The sequence below is a fragment of the Pseudomonas sp. WOUb67 genome (assembly GCF_050058005.1).
Classification (GTDB): domain Bacteria; phylum Pseudomonadota; class Gammaproteobacteria; order Pseudomonadales; family Pseudomonadaceae; genus Aquipseudomonas; species Aquipseudomonas putida_R.
This window is the reverse complement of the sequence record NZ_CP170112.1, coordinates 627,467-646,044: the sequence shown is the minus strand read 5'-3', so window position 1 is coordinate 646,044 and position 18,578 is coordinate 627,467. Positions and strand designations below refer to the sequence as shown.

The 18,578-nt window shown below is 63.6% G+C and carries 19 protein-coding genes; 9 read left to right on the top strand and 10 right to left on the bottom strand.

Annotated elements, in window-relative coordinates:
• The first annotated feature begins 3 nt into the window (after positions 1 to 3).
• The gene (locus ABOC32_RS02840) at positions 4 to 891 is read left to right on the top strand and encodes a cytochrome c oxidase subunit 3 (RefSeq protein WP_426810077.1); all 888 of its coding nucleotides are present in this window, start codon (positions 4 to 6) and stop codon (positions 889 to 891) included.
• A gap of 117 nt (positions 892 to 1,008) precedes the next feature.
• On the opposite strand, the gene ABOC32_RS02835 is transcribed toward ABOC32_RS02840, so the two are convergent.
• Positions 1,009 to 1,212, bottom strand: coding sequence for a twin transmembrane helix small protein (locus ABOC32_RS02835; RefSeq protein WP_043198635.1), 204 nt, complete (start codon positions 1,210 to 1,212; stop codon positions 1,009 to 1,011).
• Between the two features lie 51 nt (positions 1,213 to 1,263).
• Between ABOC32_RS02835 and ABOC32_RS02830 the strand changes: the two genes are divergently transcribed.
• From ABOC32_RS02830 to ABOC32_RS02810, 5 genes are read left to right on the top strand one after another with little or no spacing between them, the layout of a single operon-like run.
• Entirely contained in the window at positions 1,264 to 2,001 is a 738-nt protein-coding gene (locus ABOC32_RS02830) for an SURF1 family protein (RefSeq protein ID WP_426810076.1), read from the top strand.
• Complete coding sequence (locus ABOC32_RS02825; RefSeq protein WP_426810075.1) at positions 1,970 to 2,551, top strand: hypothetical protein; 582 nt, start codon at positions 1,970 to 1,972, stop codon at positions 2,549 to 2,551. The genes ABOC32_RS02830 and ABOC32_RS02825 overlap by 32 nt, the downstream gene beginning before the upstream one ends.
• A gap of 9 nt (positions 2,552 to 2,560) precedes the next feature.
• Positions 2,561 to 3,640, top strand: a complete 1,080-nt coding sequence (locus tag ABOC32_RS02820; RefSeq protein WP_426810074.1) for a COX15/CtaA family protein — start codon at positions 2,561 to 2,563, stop codon at positions 3,638 to 3,640.
• The gene (cyoE, locus tag ABOC32_RS02815) at positions 3,625 to 4,518 is read left to right on the top strand and encodes a heme o synthase (RefSeq protein WP_426810073.1); all 894 of its coding nucleotides are present in this window, start codon (positions 3,625 to 3,627) and stop codon (positions 4,516 to 4,518) included. The genes ABOC32_RS02820 and cyoE overlap by 16 nt, the downstream gene beginning before the upstream one ends.
• Positions 4,515 to 5,147, top strand: a complete 633-nt coding sequence (locus tag ABOC32_RS02810) for an SCO family protein (protein ID WP_049275720.1) — start codon at positions 4,515 to 4,517, stop codon at positions 5,145 to 5,147. Before cyoE ends, ABOC32_RS02810 begins: the two co-directional genes overlap by 4 nt.
• Before the next feature lie 134 nt (positions 5,148 to 5,281).
• On the opposite strand, the gene ABOC32_RS02805 is transcribed toward ABOC32_RS02810, so the two are convergent.
• The 3 genes from ABOC32_RS02805 to ABOC32_RS02795 all read right to left on the bottom strand — a co-directional run bounded on the left by ABOC32_RS02805 (position 5,282) and on the right by ABOC32_RS02795 (position 7,795).
• Positions 5,282 to 6,052, bottom strand: coding sequence for a MetQ/NlpA family ABC transporter substrate-binding protein (locus tag ABOC32_RS02805; RefSeq protein WP_426810072.1), 771 nt, complete (start codon positions 6,050 to 6,052; stop codon positions 5,282 to 5,284).
• Between the two features lie 64 nt (positions 6,053 to 6,116).
• Positions 6,117 to 6,788: a methionine ABC transporter permease gene (locus ABOC32_RS02800; protein ID WP_012269918.1), complete on the bottom strand. Its 672-nt coding sequence runs from the start codon at positions 6,786 to 6,788 to the stop codon at positions 6,117 to 6,119.
• Positions 6,788 to 7,795, bottom strand: a complete 1,008-nt coding sequence (locus ABOC32_RS02795) for a methionine ABC transporter ATP-binding protein (protein WP_016497411.1) — start codon at positions 7,793 to 7,795, stop codon at positions 6,788 to 6,790. Before ABOC32_RS02795 ends, ABOC32_RS02800 begins: the two co-directional genes overlap by 1 nt.
• 228 nt (positions 7,796 to 8,023) lie before the next feature.
• Between ABOC32_RS02795 and katE the strand changes: the two genes are divergently transcribed.
• Positions 8,024 to 10,159 carry a catalase HPII gene (katE, locus tag ABOC32_RS02790; protein WP_426810071.1) on the top strand — a complete coding sequence of 712 codons (2,136 nt, stop codon included), beginning with the start codon at positions 8,024 to 8,026 and terminating at the stop codon, positions 10,157 to 10,159.
• A 114-nt stretch (positions 10,160 to 10,273) separates the two neighbouring features.
• On the opposite strand, the gene ABOC32_RS02785 is transcribed toward katE, so the two are convergent.
• The 4 genes from ABOC32_RS02785 to zur all read right to left on the bottom strand — a co-directional run bounded on the left by ABOC32_RS02785 (position 10,274) and on the right by zur (position 13,139).
• A complete protein-coding gene (locus ABOC32_RS02785) occupies positions 10,274 to 10,981 on the bottom strand; it encodes a PA5502 family lipoprotein (protein ID WP_426810070.1) in 708 nt (235 codons plus the stop codon).
• Between the two features lie 127 nt (positions 10,982 to 11,108).
• A complete protein-coding gene (znuB, locus tag ABOC32_RS02780) occupies positions 11,109 to 11,891 on the bottom strand; it encodes a zinc ABC transporter permease subunit ZnuB (RefSeq protein WP_016497414.1) in 783 nt (260 codons plus the stop codon).
• On the bottom strand, positions 11,884 to 12,657 hold the full coding sequence (gene znuC, locus ABOC32_RS02775; protein WP_426810069.1) for a zinc ABC transporter ATP-binding protein ZnuC: 774 nt from the start codon (positions 12,655 to 12,657) through the stop codon (positions 11,884 to 11,886). The genes znuB and znuC overlap by 8 nt, the downstream gene beginning before the upstream one ends.
• A complete protein-coding gene (gene zur, locus ABOC32_RS02770) occupies positions 12,654 to 13,139 on the bottom strand; it encodes a zinc uptake transcriptional repressor Zur (protein WP_234226101.1) in 486 nt (161 codons plus the stop codon). The genes znuC and zur overlap by 4 nt, the downstream gene beginning before the upstream one ends.
• 18 nt (positions 13,140 to 13,157) lie before the next feature.
• Here zur and ABOC32_RS02765 point away from each other — a divergent pair, with 18 nt between their 5' ends.
• A complete protein-coding gene (locus ABOC32_RS02765; RefSeq protein ID WP_426810068.1) occupies positions 13,158 to 14,114 on the top strand; it encodes a zinc ABC transporter substrate-binding protein in 957 nt (318 codons plus the stop codon).
• A 112-nt stretch (positions 14,115 to 14,226) separates the two neighbouring features.
• Here ABOC32_RS02765 and ABOC32_RS02760 read toward each other — a convergent pair whose 3' ends face one another.
• Together ABOC32_RS02760 and ABOC32_RS02755 are read right to left on the bottom strand one after the other, a co-directional pair.
• Positions 14,227 to 15,177, bottom strand: a complete 951-nt coding sequence (locus ABOC32_RS02760) for a homoserine kinase (protein WP_426810067.1) — start codon at positions 15,175 to 15,177, stop codon at positions 14,227 to 14,229.
• 69 nt (positions 15,178 to 15,246) lie between these two features.
• Positions 15,247 to 15,534 (bottom strand): DUF2782 domain-containing protein, encoded by a 288-nt coding sequence (locus tag ABOC32_RS02755; RefSeq protein WP_003252997.1) that lies wholly within the window; start codon positions 15,532 to 15,534, stop codon positions 15,247 to 15,249.
• Between the two features lie 75 nt (positions 15,535 to 15,609).
• Here ABOC32_RS02755 and polA point away from each other — a divergent pair, with 75 nt between their 5' ends.
• A complete protein-coding gene (polA, locus tag ABOC32_RS02750) occupies positions 15,610 to 18,357 on the top strand; it encodes a DNA polymerase I (RefSeq protein ID WP_426810066.1) in 2,748 nt (915 codons plus the stop codon).
• The last annotated feature ends 221 nt before the right edge of the window (positions 18,358 to 18,578 follow it).

The following is an 18,578-nucleotide window of genomic DNA, read 5'->3' as shown; positions in this document are numbered from 1 at the left end:
GCAATGGCAAGTCATCAGCACTACTACGTTCCGGCGCAGAGCAAGTGGCCGATCATCGCCACCATCGGCATGTTCATCACGGTGTTCGGCCTGGGCACCTGGTTCAACGACATGAAGGCCGGCCACCCGGAATCGCACGGGCCGCTGATCTTCTTCGTGGGGGCGTTGTTCCTGGCCTACATGCTGTTCGGCTGGTTCGGTTCGGTGGTGCGCGAGAGCCGTGCGGGGCTGTACAGCCCGCAGCTGGACCGCTCGTTCCGCTGGGGCATGAGCTGGTTCATCTTCTCTGAAGTGATGTTCTTCATGGCCTTCTTCGGTGCGCTGTTCTACGTGCGCGTGCTGGCCGGGCCGTGGCTGGGAGGTGAAGGGGCCAAAGGGGTTGCACACATGTTGTGGCCGACCTTCGAGTTCACCTGGCCGCTGCTGCACACGCCCGACCCGAAACTGTTCCCGCCGCCCAAGGAAGTGATCGACCCGTGGCACCTGCCGCTGATCAACACCATCTTGCTGGTCAGCTCCAGTGTGACCATCACCCTTGCCCACCACGCCCTGCGCCGTGATCACCGTGGGCCGCTGAAATTCTGGATGGCACTGACCATCCTGCTGGGGCTCAGCTTCATTGCATTGCAAGCCTTCGAGTACCACGAGGCGTACACCAAGCTGGGGCTGACGCTGGGTTCGGGGATCTATGGCGCGACGTTCTTCATGCTCACCGGGTTCCACGGTGCCCACGTGACCTTGGGCACGATCATCCTGATCGTGATGTTCGTGCGCATTCTGCGCGGGCACTTCAACCCGGAGAAACACTTCGGCTTCGAGGCGGCCAGCTGGTACTGGCACTTCGTTGACGTGGTGTGGGTGGGGTTGTTCATTTTCGTATACGTGCTCTGAGGCGAATAGAGAACCCTGTGGGAGCGGGTTCACCCGCGAAGAAGGCAACGCGATGGATGGCACGGGCTTCGCCCGCGTTCGCGGGTAAACCCGCTCCCACAGGTGTCAGTGAAATTCTCAAAAGGGGGCGTGTGACACCAGTTGGCCACTGATGAAGCCGTAGGCCACCAGGCCGATGGTCAGGGCCGCCAGGGTCACCCGCACGGTCAGTGCCTTGAGCAGGCGAGTCGAGTTTTCGTCGTCCTTGACCAGAAACACCAGGCCGCTGAACAGGCTGGCAATCGTGGCCAACAGCATCAGGACAATCGCGGCCTTGAGCATGGCGCTACTCCGGGGGGATGCGGTGATGTGGATAAGTATAGCGAGGCGCCCGTGAGGCCGTTTCGCCCAGGCTGGGTACCGACCCTGGTGGTGCTTGCACTGCTGCCGGGGCTGATCGCGCTTGGCTGCTGGCAACTCGGCCGCGCCGAGGAAAAGCGCGTGCTGCTGGCCACCTATGCCGAGCGGCGGATCGAGGCGCCGATCACCACCGCCCAGCTCGCATCAAGCGACGACAACGTCTTTCGCCGCGTGCACCTGTACGGTCGCTTCGATGCCGAGCACAGCGTGCTGCTGGACAACCGCATGCGTGATGGCCAGGCCGGTGTCGAACTGCTGCAACCCTTCCATGACCAGCCCAGTGGCCAGTGGCTGCTGATCAACCGCGGCTGGCTGCCATGGCCAGACCGCCGCGTGCCGGTGCATTTCGATACCCCTTCACAGGCCTTGGCACTGGACGCTTCGGTGTACGTATCGCCGGGCAGCACGTTCCAGCTGCATCCCGACCCTGAAGGCGGCCAATGGCCGCATCTGCTCACCGCCGTTGATGCCGCACAGTTTTGGCCAACCCTGGGCCGCGAAGGTTTTGCCCATGAGTTGCGCCTGGAACCCGGCCCGGCAGCCTATCGCCTGGACTGGCCGATTGTCGCCATGGGCCCGGAAAAACACCTGGGCTACGCCGTGCAGTGGTTTGCCCTGGCTGGCGCACTGGTTCTGCTCTACCTCTATTTCGGCTGGCACCACAACAAGGAGAAACGCCATGGCCACCGCCACTCCATTGGACCTGCCTGAACGTAGCAAACCCAGAGCCCGCGGGCGTTTGCAGCTGTTGCTGATCCTGCTGGTGGTGCTCGGGCCGATGATCTTGGCCACCAGCATGTACAAGCTGAAGTTCTGGGTGCCGGAAGGCCGCAGCTACCACGGCGCCATGATCGGCAACGGTGAAAGCCGCACCGATATCGGCGTGTCAGGCCAGGACGAGCGTTGGCAATTGCTGGTCAGCGCACCCGAAGCCTGTGCCGAGGACTGCCAGCGCCTGGTGTACCTGGCCCGGCAGATCCAGGTGGGCCTGGGCCGCGATGCCAGCCGTGCCAGCCACGCGCTGGCCACCGCCCAGCCGCTGAGTGCCGACTACCAGGCGCTGCTCGGCCGCGAGTACCCGCAGCTGAAACGCTACCCGCTGGATGCCCCGCGCTACCTGCAGAAGGTAGGCGAGCCTGGCCCGCAGCTGTGGATCGTCGACCCCCACGGCAACCTGGTGCTGCGTTACGACAGCAAGGCCAACGGCAAGCATGTGCTGGATGACCTGCGCCACCTGCTCAAGCTGTCCAACATCGGCTAGGAGCCTGCCATGGCCAGACCTGGATTCCGCATCGCTGTATTCGCTACCCTGCTGGCCCTGCTGGTCGTCCTGCTGGGTGCCTACACCCGGCTGACCCACGCCGGCCTCGGCTGCCCCGACTGGCCGGGTTGCTATGGCTTTATCAGCGTGCCCAAGAGCGAAGCACAACTGGCTCATGCCGAACTGCACTTCCCCGATCACCCGGTGGAAGAGGCCAAGGGCTGGGCCGAGATGGTCCATCGCTATTTTGCCGGTACCTTGGCCATGGTGATTGCCCTGCTCGCCTTCCAGGCGCTGCGCCGGCATGCCCGCGATGGCCAGCCGTATCGCTTACCGGTGCTGTTGCTGGGTGTGGTGCTGGCCCAGGCGGCGTTCGGCATGTGGACGGTCACCCTGAAGCTGTGGCCGCAGGTGGTCACGGCGCATTTGCTGGGCGGCTTCACTACCCTGAGCTTGCTGTTCCTGCTGTCACTGCGCCTGTCCCGGGCCTTTGCGCCCTTGCCGAAACTGCCGCTGAGCCTGCGCCGGATCGCTGCGCTAGCCCTGTTGGTGGTGATCGGCCAGATCGCCCTGGGCGGCTGGGTCAGTGCCAACTACGCAGCGGTCGCCTGCATCGACCTGCCCACCTGCCATGGCCAGTGGTGGCCCGCGGCTGACTTCAGCAATGGCTTCCACCTGACCCAGCACGTCGGCCCCAATTACTTGGGCGGGCAACTGGACAGTGATGCCCGCACGGCCATCCACATCAGCCACCGCCTGGGCGCGCTGCTGGTGACCTGCGTGCTGCTGATGCTCAGCTGGAAGCTGTACCGCTGTGGCCTCACCGGCCTGGCGCGGCTGGTGCTGCTGGCGCTGGCCCTGCAAGTGGGCCTGGGCATCAGCAACGTGGTGTTCCACCTGCCGCTGGCGGTGGCTGTCGCGCACAATGCCGGCGGGGCGCTGTTGCTGCTGAGCATGGTGCTGGTGAACTACCGCATTCGCGTGGTCGACAAGGTTCGCGTGGGTGTCGGCCAAGGCTGGCGCCTGCGGCCGGTGGCCGGCGTGGGCATTTCCCATCACATGAGGAACGACTCTTGGCGACGTTTCTGAGCGCACGACGGGCCAGCTGGCGCGATTACCTGGAGCTGACCAAGCCCAAGGTGGTGGTACTGATGCTGATCACTTCGCTGGCGGGCATGTTCCTGGCCACACGGGCGGGGGTCGGCTGGAGCGTGCTGCTGTTCGGCAACCTGGGCATCGGCTTGTGCGCAGGCGCTGCAGCGGTGGTGAACCATGTGGTGGACCGGCGCATCGATGCGCTGATGGCCCGTACCCACAAGCGGCCGCTGGCCCAGGGGCGGGTCCAGCCGCTGCCGGCCTTGCTGTTTGCACTGGCGTTGGCGGTGCTGGGCATGGCCCTGTTGCTGGCGTTCACCAACACCCTCACCGCCTGGCTGACCCTGGCCTCGCTGCTGGGTTATGCGGTGCTCTACACCGGCTTTCTCAAGCGCGCCACGCCGCAGAACATCGTCATCGGCGGTTTGGCCGGCGCCGCCCCGCCGTTGCTTGGCTGGGTGGCGGTAAGCGGGCACGTCAGCGCCGAGCCCTTGCTGCTGGTGCTGATCATCTTCGCCTGGACCCCACCGCACTTCTGGGCCTTGGCCATCCACCGCAAGGAAGAGTACGCCAAGGCAGATATCCCGATGCTGCCGGTGACCCATGGCGAGCGCTACACCAAGCTGCATATTCTGCTGTACACCCTGATTCTGCTGGCGGTGAGCCTGCTGCCCTATGCCATCCACATGAGCGGCCCGCTGTACCTGGCTTGTGCCCTGGCCTTGGGCCTGCGCTTCCTGCAATGGGCCTGGGTGTTGTACCGTGGCAGCCGGCCGCACGCGGCGATCGGCACCTTCAAGTACTCTATCGGCTACCTGTTCGCGCTGTTCATCGCGTTGCTCCTCGATCACTACCTGTTGCTGAACCTATGACCCGAACCCAGAAAACCGTCTTCATCCTCGTCGCCCTGGTCGCGTTGATCCTGGGCCTGACCGTCAACAAGGTGCTCAATGGCCGCGACCAGCCCAACCCCGCCGAGCTGATTGATGCCGGCATCATCCTGCTGCCGCAAAGCCGCACCGTGGCCGACGTGACCATGACCAACCAGGACGGCCAGCCGGTGCAGCTGGATGACCTGAAAGGCAAATGGTCGCTGCTGTTCTTTGGCTACACCTACTGCCCGGACATCTGCCCGACCACCCTGGCCCAGTTGCGCCAGGTGAAGAGCGAGTTGCCCAAGGAAGCCGTCGACCGGCTGCAGGTGGTGCTGGTGAGTGTGGACCCGAACCGCGACACGCCTAACCAGCTGAAGCAGTACCTGGGCTATTTCGACAAGGACTTTGTCGGGGTGGCGGGGTCGATCGAAGACACCCAGAAACTGGCCAATGCCCTGAGCATTCCGTTCATTCCGGCGGATACCAGCAAGCCGGGGTATACCGTGGATCACAGCGGTAACCTGGCGGTTGTCGGGCCGGATGGGCGTCAGCGCGGGTTCATTCGTGCGCCGTTCAACAACCAGAAGCTGGTGGCGCAGTTGCCCGGGCTTGTGAAGCGGGATTGAGTGGGGCCCAAAAGCTTCGCGGGTGAACCCGCTCCCACAGGAATATCACCAGCCTCAAGCCCTGTGATTTCCCTGTGGGAGCGGCGGTTCGGCGCCCCGATTCACCCGCGAAGAACCCAACGCGATGTGACGGCTTAGAACGCCGGAACCACGGCGCCCTTGTACTTCTCGAGGATGAACTGCTTCACCTCAGGCGAGTGCAGTGCAGCCGCCAGTTTCTTCATGTCTTCCGAGTCTTTGTTGTCCGGGCGGGCAACCAGGATGTTCACGTAAGGCGAGTCGCTGCCTTCGATGGCCAGCGCGTCTTTTTCCGGGTTCAGCTTGGCTTCCAGCGCGTAGTTGGTGTTGATCAGGGCGGCATCGACCTGGGTCAGCACACGCGGGATGGTGGCGGCTTCCAGCTCACGGAACTTCACGTTTTTCGGGTTCTCGGCAACATCCTTCACGGTGGACAGGATGTTCTTGTTGTCCTTCAGCTTGATCACGCCTGCCTTGTCCAGCAGCAGCAGGGCGCGGCCGCCGTTGGTGGCGTCGTTGGGGATGACCACGGTGGCGCCGGGGGACAGCTCGTCCAGCTTCTTGATCTTGGTGGAATACACGCCCAGCGGCTCGATGTGCACGCCAGCCACGCTTACCAGGTCGGTCTTCTTGGCCTTGTTGAACTCATCCAGGTACGGCTGGTGCTGGAAGAAGTTGGCGTCCAGGCGCTTTTCGGCCACCTGTACGTTCGGCTGGATGTAGTCGGTGAATTCCTTGACCTTCAGCTCCACGCCTTCTTTCGCCAGTTGTGGTTTGACGAAGTTGAGGATCTCGGCGTGCGGCACCGGGGTGGCGGCAACGGTCAGGGTATCGGCGTGGGCCGAGAAGGCCGCAACAGCGGCAGCGACAGCAAGCAGCTTCTTCATTGATCACTCCTTGTGAGGGCCGCGACGGCCCCCGAACGGGTCGGCCAGGCCGACCCCATTGGGGTTACTTACGGGAAAAATGCACGACCAGTTTGTCGCCCACGCTCTGCAGTACTTGAACCAGTACCAGCAGCAGTACCACGGTCACGACCATCACATCGGTCTGGAAACGCTGGTAACCGAAGCGGATCGCGAGGTCGCCCAGGCCACCGGCACCCACCACACCGGCCATGGCGGTGTACGAAACCAGGGTGATGGCGGTGACGGTAATGGCCGCGAAGATACCCGGACGGGCCTCTGGCAACAGCGCACTGGTGATGATCTGGCGGGTGGTGGCGCCCATCGACTGGGTCGCCTCGATGATGCCGCGGTCCACTTCACGCAGGGCGGTTTCCACCAGGCGGGCGAAGAACGGCGTAGCACCTACCACCAGCGGCGGGATGGCGCCGGCCACGCCCAGCGAGGTGCCGGTGATCAGCACGGTGAACGGGATCATCACGATCAACAGGATGATGAACGGCAGCGAACGCAGGATGTTGACCACCAGCGACAGCAACGCGTACACGCCCTTCTGCTCGAACATCTGCTTTGGCCCGCAGAGGAACAGCAGCACACCCAGTGGCAGGCCCAGCAGCACGGTGAAGAACAGCGAGCCGAACAGCATGATCATGGTGTCGATGGTGGCCAGCCAGATTTCGGCCCAGTCGACGTTGGCAAAGAAATTCAGGGCGTCCATCAACGCAGTACCTCCATATGTACGTCAGCTGCCTTGAAGCGGGCGAACGCCGCTTCCATGTCACCGCCGATCAGGGCGAGGGTGAGCTGGCCATAGGGGACATCCTTGATGCGGTCGATACGCCCGGCGAGGATGCTGTAGTCCACACCGGTTTCGCGGGCCACGGTGCCCAGCAGCGGCGCGTAGGTGGCGTCGCCCTGGAAGGTCAGGCGCACGATGCGGCCCGGTACGTGGGCAAAGTCGTCGCGCTGTTCGCCTTCGTCGACTTGCTCGTCTTCCTGGACAAAGCGCTTGGTGGTGGGGTGCTGCGGGTGCAGGAACACATCGGCCACCGAGCCTTGCTCGACGATCTGGCCGGCGTCCATCACCGCCACGCAGTCGCAGACCCGGCGGATCACGTCCATTTCATGGGTGATCAGCACGATGGTCAGCTTCAGCTCACGGTTGATCTCGGCCAGCAGTTGCAGGACCGAGGCCGTGGTTTGCGGGTCGAGGGCACTGGTGGCCTCGTCGCACAGCAGGATCTTCGGGTTGGTGGACAGGGCGCGGGCGATGCCCACGCGCTGCTTCTGGCCGCCGGACAACTGCGCCGGGTACTTCTTGGCGTGGTCTTGCAGGCCCACGCGGGCCAGCAGCTCGGTGACGCGCTTGTCGATTTCGCTGCGCGACAGCTCGCCGGCCAGGGTCAGTGGCAGGGCGACGTTGTCGGCGACGGTCTTGGAGGCCAGCAAGTTGAAGTGCTGGAAAATCATCCCGACCTGCTGGCGGAAGCCGCGCAGCTGGCTGGCGTTGAACGCGGTGACGTCTTCGCCGTCGACGATGATCTTGCCGCCGGAAGGTTCTTCCAGGCGGTTGATCAGGCGCAGCATGGTGCTTTTGCCGGCGCCGGAATGGCCGATCAGGCCGAACACCTGGCCATCTTCGATGGTCAGGCTGGTCGGATTCAGTGCGGGGATTTCCCTACCGGCAACGCGGTAGGTCTTATGTACCTGTTGGAACTCGATCACGTAGCGAACCTTGTGGGGCGCATTGAAATTTGGGTCAGCGGTTAGCTGGGGTCGCGCATTTTAGCCTTTTCCCATAGCTGTTCTTAGCATTTATTTCGTAATGCACCAATCCCTCGGGCATATCGCGACAACCGGTAATCCTGATTGAACGCTCGGCAAAGCCTTCTAGTCACTACTTGAACAAGCCCGAAAACGGGCACGCCTGAAGACTGACGAGGAGAGCCGAACATGCCCAGCAAGAAAACGGACGCGCCCAAGCAGAGTGAGGCCGCCGGCACCCAGACCCCTGACCGGGCCAACACCAACGCCAAGTTGCAGAGCCTGGAGGCCTTCCGCAGCGATGCCACTGGCCAGGCCTTGCGCACCAACCAGGGGGTGAAGATCGCCGACAACCAGAACAGCCTCAAGGCCGGTGCACGTGGGCCGTCGCTGCTCGAAGACTTCATCATGCGCGAGAAGATCACCCACTTCGACCATGAGCGCATCCCCGAGCGCATCGTGCATGCCCGCGGTACCGGGGCGCACGGATACTTCCAGAGCTACGGCTGCCATGCCGAGCTGACCAAGGCCGGTTTCCTGCAGGACCCGGAGAAGATCACCCCGGTATTCGTGCGGTTTTCCACCGTACAGGGGCCACGCGGGTCGGGTGATACGGTGCGTGACGTGCGTGGCTTTGCCGTCAAGTTCTACACCGATGAGGGTAATTTCGACCTGGTTGGCAACAACATGCCGGTGTTCTTCATCCAGGACGCCATCAAGTTCCCAGACTTCGTGCATGCCGTGAAACCGGAGCCACAGAATGAAATGCCCACCGGAGGCTCGGCCCACGACACGTTCTGGGACTTTGTCTCGCTGGTGCCGGAGTCGGCGCACATGGTGATCTGGGCCATGTCCGACCGTGCCATCCCGCGCAGCCTGCGGATGATGGAAGGCTTTGGCGTGCACACCTTCCGCCTGATCAACGCCGAGGGTGTGGCCAGTTTCGTCAAGTTCCACTGGAAGCCGCGCCAAGGGGTGCACTCGGTGCTGTGGGACGAAGCGCAGAAGCTGGCGGGCAAGGACACCGACTACCACCGGCGCGACCTGTGGGAGGCCATCGAGACAGGTGACTACCCGGAATGGGAGCTGGGCGTGCAGATCGTGCCCGAGGCCGATGAACACAAGTTCGACTTCGACCTGCTGGACCCGACCAAGCTTATCCCCGAGGAACTGGTGCCGGTGACGCTGCTGGGCAAGATGGTGCTCAACCGCAACCCGGACAACTTCTTCGCCGAAACCGAGCAGGTTGCCTTCTGCCCGGGGCATATCGTGCCGGGCATCGACTTCACCAACGACCCGCTGCTGCAGGGGCGGCTGTTCTCGTACACCGACACCCAGATCAGCCGGTTGGGTGGGCCGAACTTCCATGAAATCCCGATCAATCGGCCGGTGGCGCCGAACCATAGCAGCCAGCGCGATGCCATGCACCGCATGACCATCAACAAGGGCCGGGCTGCGTACGAACCCAACTCCATCGATGGCGGCTGGCCAAAGGAAACACCCCCTGCGGCGCAGGACGGCGGTTTCGAGAGTTATCAGGAGCGGGTCGATGCGCACAAGATCCGTGAGCGCAGCGAGTCGTTCGGCGACCATTTCTCGCAGGCGCGGCTGTTCTTCCAGAGCATGAGCCCGACCGAACAGCAGCACATCATCAAGGCCTACAGCTTCGAGCTGGGCAAGGTGGAGCGTGAAGCGATCCGTGCCCGCGAGGTGAACGAGATCCTCGCCAATATCGACCTGAAGCTGGCAGCGGCGGTGGCGGCCAACCTGGGGCTGCCTGCGCCCAAGGCCGGTACCGTGCAGGTCAAAGGCAGCAAACTGGCGCAGTCCCCTGCGTTGAGCCAGATGAACCTTGCGGGTGCTGTCGGCATCAAGGGGCGCAAGATCGCCTTGCTGGTGGCGAACGGCGTGGACGCTGCGAGCGTCGACAGGCTGGTCAAGGCGCTGGAGGCTGAAAGCGCACGGCCGATGCTACTGGGGCCGACCTCGGCACCGGTGAAAACGGCGGATGGCAAGCAGCTGCCGGTGGATGCGTCGATGGAAGGGATGCCCTCGGTCATGTTCGACGGCATTGTGGTGCCTGGGGGCAAGGCTTCGACCGATGCCCTGGCGGCCAGTGGGCTGGCCAAGCACTTCTTGCTGGAGGGTTACAAGCACCTGAAGGCGCTGGTGTTGACCAAGGAACTGGCGACCGGCCTGGGGCTGAAGGAGGACAAGGGATTGCTGCTGGGGGATGACCAGAAGACCGTGGATGCCTTTGCCAAAGCGGTTGAAGGGCATCGGGTGTGGGAGCGGGAGGCGGCTGCGGAAGCTGTGCCGGCCTAGGGGGCTGCTTTGCAGCCCATCGCCGGCAAGCCAGCTCCCACAGGTACTGCGCAGGCCTTGAGCTTTGCGCAGTACTTGTGGGAGCTGGCTTGCCGGCGATAGGGCCCTAAAGTTTTATTGCTGGTGCGGCACCAATACCACTTGGGCCGGCAGCGAGCGCTGGATTTCATGCTTCTGCTTCAGCGCGAACCCGCTGTCGATCTTGCGCACGCGCTTCTCCAGCAAGGTCTTCAGCCACGGCGCATCGTCGGTGCGCGGTACTTGAAACACCACCTCGCAGTCATAGCCCACCACATCGGCGGCAATGTCATCGAGCTGGCGGCGCATGGCGCGGCTGTCAGTGGTCTTCAAGGCCACCACCGTGCTTGGCGCTGTCGGGTCGATGATGCGTGCCTTGGGCTTGGCTTCGGCGGCTTTCAAGGCAGCCTCTGCCTTCTCCAGCTCGGCCTTGCGGGCCTGGGACAGGGGGTCGCCACCGGTCACTGCCGGAGCTTGCGGCATCAGTGCCCGGGCGCGGGCCAGGGCGGTAGCAGCCGCATTCACATCACCCTTTTGCAAAACGATCTGGCTGCGTTGCAGGTAGGCTTCGGCCAACTGCCGCTGGTATTGCTCCAGGCGTGCGTCGTCAGGTGACTGCGCTTGCAGGGCTGCCAGCTGGTCTTCGGCGGTGGCCAGCTCGTTGCTGGCGATGTTTTGTTGCAACTGCTGCCAGGCATCGGCTTGGGCAGGTGCGGGGGCCTGTTCGACCGGCGCGCTGGAACAGGCAGCCAGGAGCAGGGAAAACGCGGCAACAAGCAGATAACGGGAGGCGAACGGCTTCATTCCTGCGACTCTCTATTTGCGCAAAAAGCGAGCAAGTCTACACCCAGGTGCGCACGCTCGAAAACAGGTCTTACAGACCCTTTACCCGGCAAAAGGTTGCAAGGCGTGCCTTCACACGCCCTGCTTTTCAGCGTTTTGGCAGGGCCAGGCTCAGCAAGAATAGCACCGCCGCGCAGACCACGATCGACGGGCCGGCGGGGGTATCCTTGAACCACGACATGGCCAGGCCACAGCAGACAGCGGTAACGCCCAGCAGGCTGGCGCCCACGGCCATCTGCTCGGGGGAGCGGGCGTGACGCTGCGCAGCAGCCGCGGGGATGATCAGCAGCGAGGTGATCAGCAGCACACCGACGATCTTCATCGCTACGGCAATCACCACCGCAATCAGCAGCATCAGTGCCAGGCGCAGGCCCGCAACGGGCAGGCCTTCGACCGTGGCCAGTTCTTCGTGCACGGTGACTGCCAGCAGCGGCCGCCACAGCGCGGCAAGCAGCACCAGCACCAGCGCGCTGCCGCCGAGAATCCAGGCCAGGTCGGTGGTGCTGATGGCCAGCAGGTCACCGAACAGGTAGGCCATCAGGTCGATGCGCACATCGTGCATGAAGCTCAGTACCACCAGGCCCAGCGACAGGGTGCTGGGGGCGAGAATGCCGAGCAGGGTATCGGAGGCCAGTGGTTGGCGTTGCTGCAAGGTCACCAGCAAAATCGCCAGCAGCAGGCAGCCGATGGTCACTGCCAGTGCCGGGCTTACATCCAGGGCAAAGCCCATGGCTACACCAAGCAAGGCGGCGTGGGACAGGGTGTCGCCAAAGTAGGCCATGCGCCGCCACACCACGAAGGAGCCCAGCGGGCCGGCGACCAGCGCCAGGGACAAGCCGGCAAGCAAGGCGTAGAGAAGAAAATCAGCCATGCTTGCAGTGCTCTCCGTGAACATGGGTGCCAGGGGCGACCACCGAACCGTGCAGGTCGTGGCTGTGGTCGTGGTGGTGGTGGTAGATGGCCAGGCTCGGTGCGGTCTGGCCAAACAGTTCGACGAACGCCGGGTCGCCGCTGACTTGCTCGGGGTGGCCCGAGCAGCACACGTGACGGTTCAGGCACACCACCTGGTCTGTGGCGCTCATTACCAGGTGCAGGTCGTGGGACACCATCAGCACGCCGCAACCATGGCGGTCGCGCAGGCGGGTGATGAGGTTGTACAGCTCGGTCTGGCCGACCACGTCCACGCCCTGCACCGGCTCGTCGAGCACCAGCAACTGGGGTTCGCGCAGCAGGGCGCGGGCCAGCAGCACGCGTTGCATCTCGCCGCCGGAAATGGTCTGGATCGGGCTGTCGATGACCTGTTCGGCGCCCACTTCCTGCAACGCCGACAAGGCTGCCGCGCGGTCTACGCCGGGCACCAGGCGCAGGAAGCGCAGCACCGACAGCGGCAGCGTGGCATCGACCTGAATCTTCTGTGGCATGTAGCCAATGCGCAGCTTCGGCTTGCGCCATACCTTGCCACGGTGCGGCTTGAGCAGCCCGAGCACGGCGCGCACCAGGGTGGTCTTGCCCGCCCCGTTGGGGCCGATCAGGGTGACGATCTGGCCGGGCGCGACCGACAGGTCGATGCTGTCGAGCACCGCCTCGCCGCCAAAGGTGACGCCGACCTGCTCCAGGCGGATCAGGGCTTCGCTCATGCCGCGCCCCGGCAGCTGCCGCACAGGCCGACCACTTCCACGGTCTGGGTCTCGACCGTAAAGCCCACGCCTTTGGCGCTGTTGATGATGGCGTCGCTGATGCTGCTCTGCTCAAGCTCGATGGCCACGTGGCAGGCCCGGCAAATCAGGAACTGGCCCTGGTGCACGTGCTCGGGGTGGCTGCAGCCCATGAAGGCGTTGAGCGAGGCGATGCGGTGCACCAGGCCGTTTTCCAGCAGGAAGTCCAGCGCGCGGTACACCGTGGGCGGCGCGGCGCGGCGGCCGTCCTGCTCGCTGAGCACGGCGAGGATGTCGTAGGCGCCAAGCGGCTTGTGGCTTTGCCACACCAGCTCCAGCACACGGCGGCGCAGCGCGGTCAGGCGCAGGCCCTGGCGGGTGCATAAGGCGTCGGCTTCAGCCAGTGCGCTGTGTACGCAATGGGAATGATCGTGAGGACGGTTGGCCAGCGGCGTGATGGACATGGGCAGCGACGGTTCTGGATGGAGACGTTATTATGTTACCTGTTTCTGACGACTCGAGTATCCACCGTGTCCCGATTCCTAGCTCTGTTTGTCGCTTTCATCGCATTTTCCGCCCAGGCCGATGTGCGTGTGCTCACCAGTATCAAGCCCCTGCAGCAGATTGCCGCCGCCGTGCAGGATGGCGTTGGCAGCCCTGACGTGTTGCTGCCGCCAGGCGCCTCGCCGCACCACTATGCCTTGCGCCCGTCCGATGTGCGCCGGGTAGGTGATGCCGACCTGCTGTACTGGATCGGCCCGGACATGGAGAACTTCCTGCCGCGTGTGCTGGGCAGCCGTAGCAAGCCCACGGTGGCGGTGCAGTCGCTGACGGGCATGAAGTTGCGTCATTTTGGCGAGGACAGCCATTCCCATGAGGAACAAGACCACGACGACCATGACCACGATCACCGTCCAGGCAGCCTGGATGCGCATTTGTGGTTATCGTCGGTCAACGCGCGGGTAATCGCGGCAAAAATGGCGGCTGACCTGGCACAGGTCGACCCGGCCAATGCGGTTCGCTACCAGAGCAACCTGAAGGCCTTTGATGAGCGGCTGGATGCACTGGATGGGCGTATCAAGGCGCGGGTGGACGGTATTGCCGACAAGCCGTACTTCGTGTTTCACGAAGCGTTCGATTATTTCGAGGCTGAATATGGCTTGAAGCACACCGGCGTCTTCAGCGTGGCGTCCGAGGTGCAGCCTGGTGCGCAACACGTGGCAGCCATGCGCAAGCGCCTGCAGGAAGTGGGCAAGACCTGCGTGTTCAGCGAGCCGCCGCTGCGCCCGCGCCTGGCCGAGACCCTGACCGCAGGGTTGCCGGTACAGCTGGCCGAACTGGATGCACTGGGTGGTACTGACCCGGTGGATGGCAAAGGGTATGAGCGCTTGCTGGAAAAGCTGGGCGGCGACCTGGCTGGGTGCCTGGAGCAGCTGTAAGCCTGTACCGGCCTCTTCGCGGGTAAACCCGCTCCCACAGGGATAGCGCTAGTCTCAAGCCTATCGCCGTACCTGTGGGAGCGGGTTCACCCGCGAAGAAGCAGACCCGGTATCAGAGGGCAAACGGCAAGTGCAAAGCCACTTGCTGGCGCTGAGCCAGGCGCACTTCGAACTCGTTCGGGTCGTGGATCATCACATCCATCCCGGCAAACGATTCCGCCGCAATCAGGCGCGACAGCCAGAACCGCACGCAGCCTACCCGCAACATTTCCGGCCACAGCTCGGCTTCGGCCGCCGTGAACGGCCGCAGCGCCGCATAGGCCGCCAGCAGTGCCTGGGCACGCGGTACATCCACGGCGCCCTTCTCATCCAGGCACCAGTCGTTCACGGTGATGGCGATGTCATACAGCATCGGCCCGGAACAGGCGTTGTAGAAGTCGATCACACCGGTCAGGTGGGTGCCTTCGAACATCACGTTGTCGCGGAACAGGTCGGCATGCAGGTTGGCCCGTGGCAACGCCAGGATCTGCGCCTTGTGCGCGGTGATTTCATCCAGTGCCGGCTGCAGCAGTGCGACTTGCTCGGCAGTCAGGCGCGGCAGCAGCTCGGCACCCGAAGCCAGCATCCAGTCCAGGCCACGGTCGGTGCGGCGCTCGATGATGTGCTCGCGGGTGGCCAGGTGAATGTGTGCCAGCAGCTCGCCGACCTGGGCGCAGTGCTGGTTGTTCGGCGCCTTGATGTGCTTGCCCGACAACCTTGGCTGCAGCAGTGCCGGCTTGCCGCACAACTCGCGCAGGCCATTGCCGTCGCGGTCACGAATGGCATAGGGCACCGGCATGTCGGCGTCGTGCAGGGTGTCGAGCAGCTCGATGAAGAACGGCATGTCCTCGCTGGGCCCGCGCTCGATCAGCGTCAGGACGAACTCCCCCTGTTCGAGGCTGACGAAGAAATTGCTGTTCTCGGTGCCGGCGGCAATGCCCTGGAAGTCGAGCAGACGGCCCAGCTCGTACGGCGCCAGAAAGGTTTCCAGCTCAGGCCGGGTCACGGGGGTGAAGACTGACATGATGAAAAATTGCCCATACGGGCACTTCCGCCGGGAAGTGCCGGGTTGATGTGAACGGTGCGCGTCAGATTACCACTCGAAGATCTTCCAGGACGGAATCAGCATGTCCGGCTGGTCGGATCGAATGAAATTGGCATCAGTGCCATCAGCGCGTACCAGAAAATAAGGCTTGCCGTTTTTCGGCGTGATCTTGATCGCATACAGGAACCCGTTCTGGCGGTACTCCTGGATGGTTTTGTCGCCTTCCGTGCGAATGGTCACCTCGGGATCGGCCGAGGGGGCGTCGTCCGCCGCCAGGGTGACGACAGGCGTGGTTGCCAACAGGCCGAGCAGTAACAGGCGATTGAGTGTACGCATGATAACCTAGTCCCTTTGTCGTCAATGATTCTGGCTATTCTAGCGCCGGACCCGTCGAAAAGGTTGATTCTGCTCATGAGCCAAGCCCCCCTCGTCCTGGTGGACGGTTCCTCCTACCTGTACCGCGCCTTCCACGCGCTGCCGCCGTTGACCACGTCCAAGGGCATGCCGACCGGTGCGGTGAAGGGTGTGCTGAACATGCTCAAGAGCCTGCGCAAACAGTACCCCGACAGCTTGTTCGCGGTGGTGTTCGACGCCAAGGGCGGCACCTTCCGCGATGCCATGTTCGCCGAGTACAAGGCCAACCGCCCAAGCATGCCTGACGACCTGCGGGTACAGGTCGAGCCGCTGCATGCCAGCGTAAGGGCGCTGGGCTACCCGCTGCTGTGCGTCGAGGGTGTGGAGGCCGACGACGTCATCGGCACTCTGGCGCGCAGCGCAGCCGCCCAGGGCCGCCCGGTAATCATCTCGACCGGTGACAAGGACATGGCTCAGCTGGTGGACGGGCACATTACCTTGGTCAACACCATGACCGGAAGCGTGCTGGACGTGGCTGGCGTGCATGAGAAATTTGGCGTCGGCCCGGAACACATCATCGACTTCCTGGCCCTGATGGGCGACAAGGTCGACAACATTCCCGGCGTGCCGGGCGTGGGCGAAAAAACCGCCGTGGGCCTGCTGACCGGTATCGGCGGCGGCCTCAGCGATCTGTATGAAAACCTGGACAAGGTCCCGACACTGGCCATTCGTGGCGCCAAGACCTTGCCGGCCAAGCTTGAGGAGCACCGCGACGCAGCGTTCCTGTCCTACGAGCTGGCCACCATCAAGGTCGATGTACCGCTGGACGTCGAAGTCGATGCCCTGGTGTGCGGCGAACCTGACCGCGAAACGCTGCAGGCGCTGTACACCGAGATGGAGTTCAAGAGCTGGGTTGCCGAGGTGCAGCGCGACGTTGCAAGGGCTGGCACTGAGGTTGCGCCGGTCGCAGAGCCGGCGGCCAAGGTGGAGCCGCAGTACGAAACCATTCTGGACCAGGCCCGTTTCGACGCATGGCTGGAAAAGCTGCGCCAGGCACCGCTGTTTGCCTTCGATACCGAAACAACCGGCCTGGATGCCCAGAAGGCGCAGCTGGTTGGCCTGTCTTTCGCCGTCGCGCCCCATGAGGCGGCTTATGTGCCGTTGGCGCACGACTATGAAGGTGCGCCCGCCCAGCTGGACCGCGAGGCCGTATTGCTGGCACTGAAACCGCTGCTGGAAGACCCGGCCAAGGCCAAGGTCGGCCAGAACGCCAAGTACGACATCAACATCCTCGCCAACGGCTCGCCCGCCATCGAAATGCGCGGCGTGGCCTATGACACCATGCTCGAGTCGTACGTGTTGAACTCCAACGCCACCCGCCACGACATGGACAGCCTGGCGCAGAAGTACCTCGACCACACCACCATCGCCTTCGAGGACATCGCTGGCAAGGGCGCCAAGCAGCTGACCTTCAACCAGATCCACCTGGACAAGGCCGGCCCTTACGCCGCTGAAGACGCCGACATCACCCTGCGCCTGCACCAGGCGCTGCAAGCGCGCCTGGCACATACGCCGGGCGTGCTGCCGGTGCTGATGGACATCGAGATGCCGCTGGTGCCGGTGCTGGCCAAGATCGAGCGCCAGGGTGCGCTGGTCGATGCCGAACTGCTGCACGTACAGAGCGGTGAGCTGGGCGTGAAGATGGCCGAGCTGGAGCTGCGTGCCTACGAGCTGGCCGGTGAGGAATTCAACCTCGGCTCGCCCAAGCAGCTGGGCGCGATCCTTTACGACAAGCTGGGCATGCCGGTACTGAGCAAGACCGCCAAGGGCCAGCCATCGACTGCCGAAGCCGTGCTCGACGAGCTGGCCTTGCTCGGCTATCCACTGCCTGAGGTACTGATGCAGTACCGCAGCCTGAGCAAGCTCAAGAGCACCTACACCGACAAGCTGCCGGGCCAGATCAACCCGCGCACCGGGCGTATCCACACCTCCTATCAGCAGGCTGTGGCAGCCACCGGCCGGTTGTCGTCCAGCGACCCGAACCTGCAGAACATCCCGATCCGTACCGCCGAAGGCCGGCGTATCCGCCAGGCGTTCATTGCCAGCCCGGGTTACAAACTGCTGGCGGCGGACTACTCGCAGATCGAGCTGCGCATCATGGCCCACCTGGCCAAGGACGAAGGCCTGCTGCACGCCTTCCGCAACGACCTCGACGTGCACCGGGCAACGGCGGCGGAAGTGTTCAGTGTTGCCCTGGAAGACGTCACCACCGACCAGCGCCGCAAGGCCAAGGCCATCAACTTCGGCCTGATCTACGGCATGAGCGCCTTTGGCCTGGCCAAGCAGATCGGCGTCGACCGCAAGCAGTCGCAGGATTACATCGACCGCTACTTCGCCCGCTACCCGGGCGTACTGGCCTACATGGAGCGCACCCGCGCCCAGGCCGCCGAGCAAGGCTTTGTCGAAACCCTGTTCGGCCGCCGCCTGTACCTGCCAGACATCAACGCCAAGAACCCGGCCCTGCGCAAAGGCGCCGAGCGCACGGCGATCAACGCGCCGATGCAGGGCACTGCCGCCGACATCATCAAGCGGGCCATGGTCAATGTGGATAACTGGCTGAGCCAGAGCGGGCTGGATGCCCGGGTGATCCTGCAGGTACACGACGAACTGGTCCTGGAGGTGCGTGAGGACCTGGTTCAGCAGGTGAAAGATGAAATTCGCCAGCACATGAGCCAGGCCGCGGAACTGGATGTGCCGCTGCTGGTTGAGGCAGGAATTGGCGCGAATTGGGACGAAGCTCACTGATTGAGCGGGGAAAGCTGTGTAGGATCTGCGACGTAGTGACGCGGATCCTGGCACTGCTCAGTGCCGTTGGTGCTGAAGTTTCATGAAACTATCGCAAATAGTTTTCAGGGCTTCGGAACTAAACCGGTGAAGCGGAACTCAGAGTAACTGAATGGCTGGTGAAGCCCTTCGATGCTCCTATGTTGTGTTAAGTGTTGGCAGATATCTGGACCCCGCCCTAG

What these genes read in the sequence shown, in the direction of transcription:
- ABOC32_RS02785 (WP_426810070.1), bottom strand. Translation starts at nt 10,981, where the DNA reads ATGAAGCCGTTCGCCTCCCGTTATCTGCTTGTTGCCGCGTTTTCCCTG.
- ABOC32_RS02840 (WP_426810077.1), top strand. Translation starts at nt 4, where the DNA reads ATGGCAAGTCATCAGCACTACTACGTTCCGGCGCAGAGCAAGTGGCCG.
- ABOC32_RS02760 (WP_426810067.1), bottom strand. Translation starts at nt 15,177, where the DNA reads ATGTCAGTCTTCACCCCCGTGACCCGGCCTGAGCTGGAAACCTTTCTG.
- ABOC32_RS02835 (WP_043198635.1), bottom strand. Translation starts at nt 1,212, where the DNA reads ATGCTCAAGGCCGCGATTGTCCTGATGCTGTTGGCCACGATTGCCAGC.
- ABOC32_RS02825 (WP_426810075.1), top strand. Translation starts at nt 1,970, where the DNA reads ATGGCCACCGCCACTCCATTGGACCTGCCTGAACGTAGCAAACCCAGA.
- znuC (WP_426810069.1), bottom strand. Translation starts at nt 12,657, where the DNA reads ATGAGCGAAGCCCTGATCCGCCTGGAGCAGGTCGGCGTCACCTTTGGC.
- znuB (WP_016497414.1), bottom strand. Translation starts at nt 11,891, where the DNA reads ATGGCTGATTTTCTTCTCTACGCCTTGCTTGCCGGCTTGTCCCTGGCG.
- zur (WP_234226101.1), bottom strand. Translation starts at nt 13,139, where the DNA reads ATGTCCATCACGCCGCTGGCCAACCGTCCTCACGATCATTCCCATTGC.
- ABOC32_RS02805 (WP_426810072.1), bottom strand. Translation starts at nt 6,052, where the DNA reads ATGAAGAAGCTGCTTGCTGTCGCTGCCGCTGTTGCGGCCTTCTCGGCC.
- ABOC32_RS02755 (WP_003252997.1), bottom strand. Translation starts at nt 15,534, where the DNA reads ATGCGTACACTCAATCGCCTGTTACTGCTCGGCCTGTTGGCAACCACG.
- polA (WP_426810066.1), top strand. Translation starts at nt 15,610, where the DNA reads ATGAGCCAAGCCCCCCTCGTCCTGGTGGACGGTTCCTCCTACCTGTAC.
- ABOC32_RS02820 (WP_426810074.1), top strand. Translation starts at nt 2,561, where the DNA reads ATGGCCAGACCTGGATTCCGCATCGCTGTATTCGCTACCCTGCTGGCC.
- ABOC32_RS02800 (WP_012269918.1), bottom strand. Translation starts at nt 6,788, where the DNA reads ATGGACGCCCTGAATTTCTTTGCCAACGTCGACTGGGCCGAAATCTGG.
- katE (WP_426810071.1), top strand. Translation starts at nt 8,024, where the DNA reads ATGCCCAGCAAGAAAACGGACGCGCCCAAGCAGAGTGAGGCCGCCGGC.
- ABOC32_RS02765 (WP_426810068.1), top strand. Translation starts at nt 13,158, where the DNA reads ATGGAGACGTTATTATGTTACCTGTTTCTGACGACTCGAGTATCCACC.
- ABOC32_RS02810 (WP_049275720.1), top strand. Translation starts at nt 4,515, where the DNA reads ATGACCCGAACCCAGAAAACCGTCTTCATCCTCGTCGCCCTGGTCGCG.